This window comes from Exiguobacterium sp. OS-77, from assembly GCF_000414195.2.
In the GTDB taxonomy this organism is placed as follows: Bacteria; Bacillota; Bacilli; order Exiguobacteriales; family Exiguobacteriaceae; genus Exiguobacterium_A; species Exiguobacterium_A indicum.
Genome location: NZ_DF239008.1, coordinates 2,694,928 through 2,706,937 on the forward strand (window position 1 = coordinate 2,694,928; position 12,010 = coordinate 2,706,937).

Genomic DNA, 12,010 nt, shown 5'->3' on the forward strand with positions numbered 1-12,010 from the left:
ATCGCCTCCGCTTAGTGTTTGAAATGTCGAACGTTCGTAAAGACCATCGTAATGCCATGTTTGTTACACGCATCGATTGACTCTTGGTCGCGAATCGAGCCGCCTGGTTGGATAATTGCCGTAATGCCAGCTGCTGCTGCCGCTTCGACCGTATCGCCCATTGGGAAGAAGGCATCGGAAGCAAGGGACGCGCCAATTGCTTTTTCTCCGGCTTGCGTAATCGCGATGTTCGCTGAACCAACACGGTTCATCTGTCCTGCACCAACGCCGACCGTTACTTCGTCTTTCGCGAGAACGATCGCATTCGACTTGACGTGTTTGACGGCGCGCCATGCGAGTTTCAAGTCCTCCCATTCCGCTGCTGTCGGTTTGCGGTCTGTCACGACACGTGCTGCTGCATCATCGAGCGTCTCATCGTCACTGTCTTGGACGAGCATGCCGCCAGCGACTGCCGTATAACGGATCGCTTGGACACGTTTGACGTCGAGTTCAAGCAGACGGATGTTCTTTTTCGCTGACAACAAGGCGAATGCTTCTTCCGTGAAGGATGGTGCGATGATGATCTCAAGGAAGATGCCGCTTAATTGTTCTGCTGTCTCTAGGTCAACTTCACGGTTCAAGGCGACGATGCCACCGAAGATTGATACTGGATCTGCTGCATGTGCGCGGCGGAATGCCTCTCCAATCGTTGGACCGACGGCAACTCCACACGGGTTCATGTGTTTGACGACGACGGCTGCTGCTTCGCGGAACTCATCAAGGATTTCGAGTGCGGCGTTGGCATCTTGGATGTTGTTATACGACAACTCTTTACCGTGCAACTGTTTCGCTGAAGCGAGGGAAGCCCCACGGTAAATCGGTGTTTTATAAAAGGCTGCTTCTTGATGTGGATTTTCTCCGTATCGAAGGTCTTGGACTTTCTCAAGCGTGATCGTCAACTGATCGGGGAACTTCTCGCCTGTTTGCGTCAAGAAATAATCCGCAATCAACGCATCGTACGCCGCTGTATGCCGGAAGGCTTTCGCCGCAAGACGTTGACGTGTCTCAAACGTCGTACCGCCTTCACGAATCTCAGCAACGACCGTTTCGTAATCAGCTGGGTCGACGACGACCGTGACAGCCGCGTGGTTTTTCGCTGCTGAACGCAACATGCTTGGCCCACCGATATCGATGTTCTCGATCGCATCGGCATAGGCGACGTCTTCTTGTAGGACCGTCTGCTTGAACGGATACAGATTGACGACGACGAAATCAATCGGTTGAATCTGTTGCGCAGCCATCTGCTCACGATGGGATTCAAGATCACGACGACCGAGTAATCCACCATGAACCATTGGATGGAGCGTCTTGACACGCCCATCGAGCATTTCTGGGAATTGTGTGACTTCACTGATACCAATGACCGGAAGCCCAGCTTCCTCTAATGCTTGATGTGTTCCGCCTGTCGAGACGAGCTCGATCCCTGCTTCATGGAACGCTCGTCCTAATTCGACGATTCCTGTTTTATCCGACACACTAATTAACGCTCTCATACGTTTGCCTCCTCTTTCATCCACTCTTCGATGACTTGCGGATACAGTCTATGTTCGACACGCTGAATCGCTTGTTGCAATGTTTCACGCGTCATCTCTTCTGTAATCCGGACGGCTTCTTGGGCCATGATCGGTCCTGTGTCCATGCCTTCATCGACTATATGAATTGTAACACCTGTGATTTTAACTCCGCCACGAAATGCTTGTCCGATCGCATCTTTTCCCGGGAAGGCCGGCAGTAGCGACGGGTGGATGTTGACGATCCGCCCTGCGTATCGTCCGAGCAACTCTTCCCCAATCAATCGCATATAGCCGGCGAGAATGATCCGTTCAACGCCTTTTGCTTCAAGACGGGCAATGATTTCCCGCTCAAAACTCGGTTTATCCGGATAGTCCTTCGCCCGAAAGACGAAGACGTCACATCCGCGTCGTTTCGCCCGTTCAATGACTGCTGCGTCCGGTTGATCGCAGACGATCAGTTCAATCGAGGCATGTAACGTTCCTGCCTCGATTGCTTCAAAAAGTGCTTCGACATTACTACCGCTTCCCGATGCAAAACAGGCGATCTTCATGCGTCGACTCCTTGAATTCGAACACCTTCTTGATCGGTCACGTGACCAATCACGTACGCCGTCTCATTTTCACGAGCGAGGCGTGCTGTTACTTCCGCGACATCTTCTGGTTTGACGATCAACATGAAACCAATCCCCATGTTGAAGACATTGTACATGTCATGTCGTGGCAGGTCACCCGCTTGCTCGAGCCAGTCGAAGACTGGTAACGTCGGCCACTTTTTCGGATCGAACGATGCGCCGAGCCCTTCCGGTAAGACGCGTGGTACGTTCTCGTAGAATCCACCACCCGTAATATGGACCATCGCTTGGATCTTTTCCGTCTCAAGGGCTGCTTTGACTGCTTCGACGTAGATACGTGTTGGCATGAGGAGCGCATTTCCGAGCGTATGACCGAGCATCATGACTTCATCTTCGTAGCGGAGTCCACTGTCGGCGACGATTTTACGGACGAGTGAGAACCCGTTCGAATGGACGCCAGACGAAGCGAGACCGAGAATGACATCTCCTGCTGCGACGTTATCACCTGTGATTAATTTTTGTTTCTCGACGGCACCGACGGCGAACCCGGCGATATCATATTCGCCGTCCGCATACATCCCTGGCATTTCCGCTGTTTCGCCGCCGATTAACGTACATCCCGCCTGGACGCAACCTTCTGCGACACCTGCGACGATCCGTTCGATCTTCGCCGGAATCGCCTGACCGAGCGCGATATAATCAAGGAAATAAAGTGGTTCCGCGCCTTGGACGATGATATCGTTCACACACATCGCGACACAGTCGATCCCGATCGTATCGTGTTGTTCCAGTGCGAAAGCGAGCTTGAGTTTCGTACCGACACCATCTGTCCCACTGACAAGGATCGGTTCTTTCAACTGCAATTGGCTGAGGTCGAACATCGCACCAAAGCTACCGAGTCCCGTCAATACTTCTTTGCGCATCGAACGGGCGACGTGTTTTTTCATTCGGGTGACTGACTCATATCCTGCTGTCAGACTCACACCTGCTGCTTCGTAATGTTTGCTCATGTTCTTCCCCCATCTATCAAAGTTTAGCTTCTAACTCGAGCGAACCGAGCGGTGTCGGATACTCTCCTGTGAAGCAAGCGGTACATTGTCCTTTTAACGGTCCATCGAACGGGCGATCGATCGCATCGACCATGCCCGGTACAGTTAAGAATTCAAGGGAATCCGCACCGATTTCCTGACGGATTTCTTCCGGCATCAACCGAGCAGAGATCAGTTCTTCCTTCGATGAAGTATCAATCCCGTAATAACATGGATTCGTAATCGGTGGTGCCGTGATGCGGACGTGCACTTCCGTCGCACCCGCTTCACGTAACAAACCGACGATGCGACGACTCGTCGTTCCCCGGACGATTGAATCATCGACCATGATGACACGCTTTCCTTGTACGACGCCGCGTAGCGCGGACAACTTCATTTTGACCCCACGTTCCCGTAACTCTTGTGACGGCTGGATGAACGTCCGTCCGACATACCGGTTCTTGATCAATCCCATTTCATATGGAATACCGCTCGCTTCCGCGTAGCCGATCGCTGCCGAGATACTTGAATCCGGCACCCCGGTAACGACATCTGCTTCGACCGGTGCTTCTTCATACATCTTTTTCCCGAGTGCTTTGCGAGCCGTATGGACGTTGACGCCATCAATGATTGAATCTGGGCGCGAGAAGTAGATGTATTCCATCGAACACATTGCTCGTTCACGTGGTTCCATGTATTGACGAGACGACATGCCGTGTTCTGTGATCGTTACGAGCTCCCCTGGCTCGATATCACGAATGAACTCCGCGCCGACGATATCAAAGGCACATGTTTCTGACGCGAATACGATGCCGCCGTCTGGTGTCTTCCCAAGTGACAGTGGACGCAGTCCGTGTGGATCAACTGCTACGAATAACGTGTCTTCCGTTAAGAAAAGGAAGGCGAACGCCCCAACGAGACGCGCGAGACTGTCGGCAATCCGGTCTTCGAGTGTGTCGAGCTTACTGCGTTTGACAAGATGGGCGACGACTTCCGTATCACTCGTCGTCTGAAAGATGGCACCCTCTGCTTCTAACAGGTGCTTCAGTGAATCCGCGTTGACGAGGTTTCCGTTATGTGCGAGAGCAAGATCTCCCGTCCGCGATTTGAAATGCAGCGGTTGAGTGTTCTCAAGCGTGTTTCCTCCTGCTGTCGAATACCGGACATGTCCGATTGCATGATGTCCTTTCAGATTCGTCAGTGTCTCTTCCGAAAAGACTTCCGTTACGAGTCCTTGCCCGCGATGTGGGAAGAGGTCGTCACCGTCACTCGTGACGATGCCTGCCCCTTCTTGTCCCCGGTGTTGCAAGCTATGCAAGCCGTAATAAGCAAGTTGCGCCGCATTCGGTTGTCCGAAGATCCCGAAGACGCCACACTCCTCATTTAGTCCTTTGATGTCATATAACACGCGATTGCTCCTTCCCAGTCTCCCTGTAAGGTCGAACGGTCTGCTTCGATCCGTGTCTCTGCCGTTTCGATGACGAGAAGCTCATCGTTCGTAACGACACCGATCGCTTGAGCACCAGTCCGTTGTTCGAATGCTGTGACGTGCGCTTGTGGCACCGTAACGATGAAGCGTGATTGCGATTCGCTGAACAGGTGTAAGGTCGGTCCGTCGAACTGAACCGTCAACCCGAGGTTCGTCCCAAACGTCATCTCAGCGAGAGCGATGGCAAGACCACCTTCTGATACATCATGCATCGCATTGACTTCACCTGCTTGTACTGCCTGCTGTAACAATTGTAAGCGTGCGTGTTCGACGGCTAAATCGATCTGTGGTGCGCGACCGAATGATTTACCGAATTGCATATATTGAAGTTCACTGCCGCCAAACTCGGCTGTTGTTTCTCCTAATAGATAAATCTGGTCACCAGCTTGTTTGACGTGTTGTGTCGTGATCCATTCGGTTTGCTCGTGTAATCCAACCATTCCGACGACCGGTGTCGGGTGAACCGCTTGACCGGCTGACTCGTTGTAGAGTGAGACGTTTCCACCGATGACAGGTGTCTCAAGGACACGACATGCTTCTGCCATACCGGCTGTTGCTTGTTGCAACTGCCAGAAGCCTTCTGGTTTATCCGGATTTCCGAAGTTCAGACAATCCGTGATGGCGAGTGGTGTCGCCCCACTCGCGACGATATTACGTGCTGCTTCTGCTACCGCAATCTGTCCACCGACGTATGGATCCAAGTAGACGAAACGGCTGTTACAGTCGGTCGTCATCGCGAGCGCTTTGTTCGTGCCGCGGACACGAATGACGGCTGCGTCTGATCCTGGTGCGACGACGGTCGATGTCTGGACCATATGATCGTACTGATCGTAGACCCAGCGTTTTGAAGCGATCGTCGGCTGACGGAGTAACGCCCGCCATGTCTCAACGACATCTTCGACGACTGGAAGCGTCTCTTCCATCGCTTGGAATGCTTCATAATACGCAGGAACGCGGGATGGTTTTTCGTAGACTGGTGCTTCTTCTGCTAACGCATCAACCGGAACTTCTGCGACGATATCTCCATGATGAATCAACCGTAAGACTTTCTCTTCAATGACTTCTCCGACGTGAACGGCATGGAGTCCCCATTTGCTGACGATTGCTTCGATCTCTGCTTCGCGACCACGCTTGACGACGAGTAACATCCGCTCTTGTGATTCCGAGAGCATCATTTCGTAGGCAGTCATCCCTGTCTCTCGTTGCGGGACGTCATCGAGGTGCATCTCGATGCCCATACCGGCTTTTGAAGCCATCTCTGCTGAAGACGATGTCAGTCCGGCAGCACCCATGTCCTGCATCCCGACGAGTGCCGGATGCCCGACGATTTCAAGACACGCTTCAATCAATAGCTTCTCCATGAATGGATCGCCGACTTGAACAGCCGGACGTTTTGCTTCCGTATCCTCTCCGAGATCCTCCGAGGCAAACGTCGCACCATGGATCCCGTCGCGTCCAGTAGCTGCACCGACGTACATGACCGAGTTGCCGACACCTTTTGCCTGACCTTTTTGAATATCGGCATGGTTGATTAAACCGATACACATCGCGTTGACGAGTGGATTGCCTTCATACGAGCGATCAAATCCGATTTCGCCACCGATCGTTGGAATACCGACACAGTTGCCGTAACCGGCGATTCCGGCGACGACTTGTTCGAACAATTGATTGACACGTGGTGTACCGAGATGACCGAAACGGAGCGAGTTCATGAGTGCGACCGGTCGTGCGCCCATCGAGAAGATGTCACGAATGATTCCGCCGACGCCTGTCGCAGCCCCTTGATACGGTTCAACAGCGGATGGATGGTTGTGGCTTTCGATCTTAAAGACGACTGCCTGCTCATCGCCGATATCAACGACACCTGCACCTTCCCCTGGTCCTTGTAAGACACGTGGTCCAGTCGTCGGGAATTGACGGAGGACAGGTTTAGATGTCTTGTATGAACAATGCTCGGACCACATGACTGAGAACAATCCTGTTTCCGTATAGTTCGGTTGGCGTCCGAGTAAATCGACGACCATCTGGTATTCTGTATCACTCAAGCCCATCGTGGCATAGACGCGTTGCTCTTGAATCAATTCTGGTGTTGGTTCAGACTGTTGTTTTAGCATGGTGTGCCCCCTGTTTGACGAGTGAAGTAAAGAGTTTTAGTCCATCTGTTCCGCCGGTCAAGAGTTCGACCGCTCGTTCCGGGTGTGGCATCATCCCAAGAACGTTGCCGGCTTTGTTCGTGATTCCGGCGATATCGCCGCGCGAGCCGTTCGGATTGTCGACATATGTGAAGGCGATTTGTCCGTTCGTTTGCAGCATCGCGTAAGTCGCATCGTCGCAGTGGTAGTTTCCTTCACCATGCGCGATCGGAATCGAGATCGTCTCGCCTGGCAGGTAATCCGATGTAAAACGTGTCTTTGTATTCTCAACCTTTAGTTCAACCGTCCGGCACATGAACTTCAAGCCGTTGTTTCGGTGCAAGACACCTGGTAAGAGTCCCGCTTCGACAAGGATCTGGAATCCGTTACATACCCCGAGGACCGTTTTCCCTTCTGCCGCAAAACGTTTGACTTCTTCCATGATCGGTGAGAAGCGCGCGATCGCGCCGCAACGAAGGTAATCTCCGTAGGAGAATCCGCCCGGTAACAGGACGCCGTCGTAGCCTTCAAGTGATGTTTCGGTATGGAAGACGTATTCAGCTTCTTCTCCGAGAGCATCCTTGACCGCATGGTACATATCTAAATCACAGTTCGATCCCGGAAAGACGATGACCGCGAACTTCATGCTGGCGTCACCTCTTCGATCGTAATCTGGTAATCTTCCATCACCGTGTTGACGAGTAGTTTTTGACACATCTCATGAATCATCGCTTCTGTCGTTTCCGTTTCAACGAGCAGTTCAATCTGTTTTCCGATTCGGACACTCTCGACACCCGTAAAACCAAGCTGTTGCAATCCGCCTTTTACAGCAACTCCTTGTGGATCTAAAATGCTTTCCCGTAATGCGATCGATACGATGACTTTTTTCATTGTGTGTTTCCTCCTAGGCGATTGAATAGTGTTTGGTAGGTCTCTGTCAGTGAACCGATGTTGCGGCGGAAGACATCTTTATCGAGATGTTCTCCAGTTGCTTGATCCCACAAACGGCATGTATCTGGTGAAATCTCATCAGCTAGTAGAATCGTTCCGTCTGCCATCTTTCCGTATTCCAGTTTAAAATCAATCAACGTGATTCCGTTTTGACGGAAGTAAGGTTGCAAGACTTCATTCACGCGAAGTGCCTTGTCCGACAACTGTTTCAACTCTTCAGAAGTCGCAATCTTCAGTAAATTGATGTGTGATGAGGTGACAAGTGGATCGCCTAACGTATCATCTTTATAGTAGAACTCAACGATTGGTGTTTCGAGTACCGTACCTTCTTCGATACCGAGCCGTTTACTCAAGCTTCCCGCGACGACGTTTCTGACGACGACTTCGAGTGGAATGATGGTGACACGACGTACGAGCTGTTCGCGCTCCGAGACACGTTCAATGAAATGTGTCGGAATGCCCGCTTGTTCGAGGATTTCAAAGAAATGACTCGTCAACCGGTTGTTCAATTCGCCTTTTCCAGCAAAGACTTCTTTTTTCTCGCCGTTGAATGCCGTGGCCTCGTCTTTATAGACGATCCGGAGCACATCCTGCTCCTGCGTCGTGTACAATCGTTTTGCTTTTCCTTCATAAAGTGGTTGCATCGCTTTCGTCCCCCATGATCCTAAGATGTAGACGGGGCAAGTGCCCCGTCTCAGGTTGATTAGTTCAAGCCACACCGTTCAAAGATTTCATCGACACGACTCGTATGATACGTCGGATCGAAACACGCATCGAGCTCTTCTTCTGTGAAAAGCTGTTGAATGTCCTGTTCTTGCCACAATAAGTCACGGAACATGATTTGTTCTTCCCACGCCTGCATCGCACGCGGTTGAACGAAATCATACGCTGCTTCACGCGACCAGCCTTTTTCGATTAAAGCGAGTAAGACATGTCCAGAGAAGATGACACCAAACGTCCGGTCCATGTTCCGCTTCATGTTGTCCGGGAAGACCGTCAAGTTCTTCACGATGTTTCCGAAACGGTTCAACATATAGTTGAGTAGTCCTGTCGCATCCGGAAGAATGATGCGTTCGGCCGAAGAATGCGAGATGTCACGTTCGTGCCAGAGTGAAACGTTCTCGTATGCCGTCACCATGTGTCCACGGATGACTCGAGCAAGACCTGTCATGTTCTCTGAACCGATCGGATTTCGCTTGTGCGGCATCGCCGATGATCCTTTTTGACCTTTAGCGAAGAATTCTTCGACTTCACGTGTTTCCGTTTTTTGCAGACCTCGGATTTCCGTTGCCATCTTTTCGATCGATGTCGCGATCAAAGCCAGTGTCGACATGTAGTGTGCATGACGATCACGTTGTAACGTTTGCGTGGAGACCGGAGCAGGCTTTGTCCCTAACTTTTCGCAGACATACTTTTCAATGAACGGATCGATGTTCGCGAATGTTCCGACGGCACCTGACATCTTGCCATATTCGACCGTCTCACGTGCTGCTTCGAAACGGACTTTGTTTCGTTTCATCTCTTCATACCAAAGCGCTAGTTTCAGACCGAACGTCGTCGGTTCTGCATGTACGCCATGTGTGCGTCCCATCATGACCGTATATTTATGTTCGTTCGCTTTGACTTTTAAGATGTCGATGAACCGATCGAGATCTGCAGCAAGAATGTCGTTTGCTTGCTTCAACAGATACGAGAGTGCTGTATCGACGACGTCCGTTGACGTGAGTCCGTAATGGACCCACTTGCGTTCTTCTCCAAGTGTTTCAGAGACAGCGCGCGTAAAAGCGATGACATCATGACGTGTCTCTTGCTCGATTTCAAGGATGCGGTTGACATCAAATGAGGCATTGTCCCAAAGCAACTGGACGTCCTCTTTCGGGATGACCCCTAGTTCACTCCATGCTTCACACGCAAGGATCTCGACTTTTAACCAAGCCTCGAATTTGTTTTGTTCGGTCCAGATCGCTTTCATCTCAGGACGTGTATACCGTTCGATCATTGAACTGTCTCCTTCCATATCGACAGGCGTTCGACTTCTGCCAAAGCATCGTCGACGGTATCCGCAAGAATGTTCAAATGGCCCATCTTGCGTCCTGTCTTGGCTTCTGCTTTTCCATATAAGTGAACTTTCGTCCGAGCGTTTAGTCTCGGTAGTTCCTCGTATAATGCTGTGACATGCTGACCCAGGATGTTCGCCATGACGACCGGTGTCGTCAGACGGGTATCACCGAGTGGGAGACCACTGATGGCACGGATATGTTGCTCGAATTGGGATGTTTCGCAAGCATCAATCGAATAGTGACCCGAATTGTGTGGTCGGGGTGCTAGTTCATTGACGATTAGTCGAGAACCAACGACAAACAACTCGATGGCCAGTGTACCGATCAGCCCGACGGCATCCGCGATCGATTCAGCGAGCGCAATTGCTTCTTGTTCGAGCGATTCAGAAATGCGTGCCGGTACAATCGATAGATGCAAAATGTTCTCTTGGTGAATGTTCTCACTGACTGGGAAGACACGTGTTTCTGTTGCGCTTCGAGTGACGATGACGGAAATTTCCTGATCAAACGGTAACCACTGCTCCGCAACATACTCTGTCGGTTCGAATCGTTCGATTGCCGCTTGGAACTGTTCTTCCGTCTGGATGACGGTCTGTCCTTTTCCGTCATAGCCGAATCGTGCTGTCTTCAAGACGAACGGTAACCCGAGTCGCTGTTTTGCTTCCTCTAAGTCAGAAGGATGCGTCACCGGATAGTACGGAGCGACAGAGTGTCCAATGCGTTCAATCATCTCTTTTTCCCGTACCCGATGTTGCGTTTGAAAAAGGAGATCCGTTCCATGAATCAGTTTCGTCCCGATTGCTTCAGCGACTTCCGTTGAGATGTTCTCAAATTCGTAGGTGACGACATCTGATTCAGCTGCGAGCTGTTTGGCTGCCTCGACATCCGTGAAGGGAGCTTGGATATGTTGATCCGCCACTTGCGCACATGGTGCGTTGTCTGTTGGGTCGAGTGTCAAAATCTCAAAGCCCATCTCACGCGCCGACAGAGCCATCATTCGACCAAGTTGACCGCCGCCTAATATCCCGATTCGTTTCATAGCAGGTTCCCTCCAGATGCAATGACGTCTCCTTCTAGTTCGACTCGCATATGATCGAGCTTGCGGGCAAGTCGTTCATCTTGAATCGAGAGAATTTGAGCAGCTAGCAATCCGCCGTTTTTTGCGCCTGCTTCTCCGATGGCAACCGTTGCGACCGGTACGCCACCTGGCATTTGAACGATCGAGAGCAAGGAATCAATTCCTTGGAGCGCTCTACTCTTCACAGGAACACCGATGACGGGTAATGTCGTTTTAGCAGCGACCATGCCCGGTAGATGAGCAGCACCGCCTGCACCGGCAATGATGACCTTCAGTCCTCGTTCACGTGCTGATTCAGCATAACGAAACATTAGATCCGGTGTCCGGTGTGCGGAAACGACTTTCTTTTCGTATGGAATCTCAAGTTGCTCCAACACATCACATGTATGTTTCATCGTTTCCCAATCCGATTGACTTCCCATGATGACGCCGACTTCTACATTTCCCATCGCTGTTTCCTCCTTTGTGCATAAAAAAAGCCCAAACCACGGCTAAAAGGGTGGCTTAGGGTATAAAAAGGTACGCCAAAGAAATATCGACGAACATCCATATACCCCATAGTCCAACGATTTAGGGTCGTTGGGTAGAAACTTGCAAGCCATATCCCTGCTATTATACGAGGTGTTTATATTCAATCATCCTGTCACGACTTCATCTTAACAAGTCCATCCCAAGGCGTCAACCAAAGGCGAACAATTTAATTGTCTGAAAATTTATCGTTCGGTTTTAAAAGTAGTTTTTCTGATTTCATCTAGTGTCCATTCGGAGTTTATTTTCTTGAAAGGCATCACATGGAATCAAGCACTAAAAAAAGCACCCTCCACATGATTCGGAGGATGCTCTAGGCAGTTATTCGTTCTCTTTCACTTTGCAATCGAAGACGATTTGCTGACGAATTGGATACGGTTCGCCATTAGCGTCTAATCCAAAGATCGGTTCTTCTCGTCGGACCGTCGGGCGGTATCCCATGGCATCGATACGATCCAAACAGGCACCAATCGTCTCGTTCTCTTCGACGGCTACGCGTAGTTTCGTTTTTTTCGCCATATCCCTGTTCAGTCCCTTCATTAAAATGAATACATGTCTTTCTACAAAAAGACACAAAAAAGCGGCGGCCCTTGAGCGTATGCTCCAGAACCACCGTTTG

12 protein-coding genes and 1 riboswitch are annotated in these 12,010 nt (G+C 50.8%); all 12 genes read right to left on the reverse strand.

Annotated features, from left to right (window positions below; translation table 11 throughout):
* Positions 1-11 precede the first annotated feature (11 nt).
* A complete protein-coding gene (gene purH / locus EXG77_RS13800; RefSeq protein WP_035398962.1) occupies positions 12-1,532 on the reverse strand; it encodes a bifunctional phosphoribosylaminoimidazolecarboxamide formyltransferase/IMP cyclohydrolase in 1,521 nt (506 codons plus the stop codon).
* Entirely contained in the window at positions 1,529-2,104 is a 576-nt protein-coding gene (gene purN / locus EXG77_RS13805; protein WP_023467073.1) for a phosphoribosylglycinamide formyltransferase, read from the reverse strand. The genes purH and purN overlap by 4 nt, the downstream gene beginning before the upstream one ends.
* Positions 2,101-3,135, reverse strand: a complete 1,035-nt coding sequence (gene purM / locus EXG77_RS13810; protein ID WP_035398964.1) for a phosphoribosylformylglycinamidine cyclo-ligase — start codon at positions 3,133-3,135, stop codon at positions 2,101-2,103. Before purM ends, purN begins: the two co-directional genes overlap by 4 nt.
* Before the next feature lie 16 nt (positions 3,136-3,151).
* On the reverse strand, positions 3,152-4,561 hold the full coding sequence (purF, locus tag EXG77_RS13815) for an amidophosphoribosyltransferase (RefSeq protein WP_035398966.1): 1,410 nt from the start codon (positions 4,559-4,561) through the stop codon (positions 3,152-3,154).
* The gene (gene purL / locus EXG77_RS13820; RefSeq protein WP_035398968.1) at positions 4,537-6,756 is read right to left on the reverse strand and encodes a phosphoribosylformylglycinamidine synthase subunit PurL; all 2,220 of its coding nucleotides are present in this window, start codon (positions 6,754-6,756) and stop codon (positions 4,537-4,539) included. The genes purF and purL overlap by 25 nt, the downstream gene beginning before the upstream one ends.
* On the reverse strand, positions 6,737-7,420 hold the full coding sequence (gene purQ / locus EXG77_RS13825) for a phosphoribosylformylglycinamidine synthase subunit PurQ (RefSeq protein WP_023467070.1): 684 nt from the start codon (positions 7,418-7,420) through the stop codon (positions 6,737-6,739). Before purQ ends, purL begins: the two co-directional genes overlap by 20 nt.
* Positions 7,417-7,665, reverse strand: a complete 249-nt coding sequence (gene purS / locus EXG77_RS13830; protein WP_023467069.1) for a phosphoribosylformylglycinamidine synthase subunit PurS — start codon at positions 7,663-7,665, stop codon at positions 7,417-7,419. The genes purQ and purS overlap by 4 nt, the downstream gene beginning before the upstream one ends.
* A complete protein-coding gene (gene purC / locus EXG77_RS13835; protein WP_023467068.1) occupies positions 7,662-8,369 on the reverse strand; it encodes a phosphoribosylaminoimidazolesuccinocarboxamide synthase in 708 nt (235 codons plus the stop codon). Before purC ends, purS begins: the two co-directional genes overlap by 4 nt.
* A gap of 59 nt (positions 8,370-8,428) precedes the next feature.
* Entirely contained in the window at positions 8,429-9,724 is a 1,296-nt protein-coding gene (gene purB / locus EXG77_RS13840) for an adenylosuccinate lyase (protein WP_035398969.1), read from the reverse strand.
* Positions 9,721-10,824, reverse strand: a complete 1,104-nt coding sequence (purK, locus tag EXG77_RS13845; protein ID WP_035398971.1) for a 5-(carboxyamino)imidazole ribonucleotide synthase — start codon at positions 10,822-10,824, stop codon at positions 9,721-9,723. Before purK ends, purB begins: the two co-directional genes overlap by 4 nt.
* A complete protein-coding gene (purE, locus tag EXG77_RS13850) occupies positions 10,821-11,312 on the reverse strand; it encodes a 5-(carboxyamino)imidazole ribonucleotide mutase (protein ID WP_023467065.1) in 492 nt (163 codons plus the stop codon). Before purE ends, purK begins: the two co-directional genes overlap by 4 nt.
* Before the next feature lie 89 nt (positions 11,313-11,401).
* Positions 11,402-11,503, reverse strand: a riboswitch (purine riboswitch).
* A gap of 209 nt (positions 11,504-11,712) precedes the next feature.
* On the reverse strand, positions 11,713-11,910 hold the full coding sequence (locus EXG77_RS13855; RefSeq protein ID WP_023467064.1) for an NETI motif-containing protein: 198 nt from the start codon (positions 11,908-11,910) through the stop codon (positions 11,713-11,715).
* Positions 11,911-12,010 lie beyond the last annotated feature (100 nt).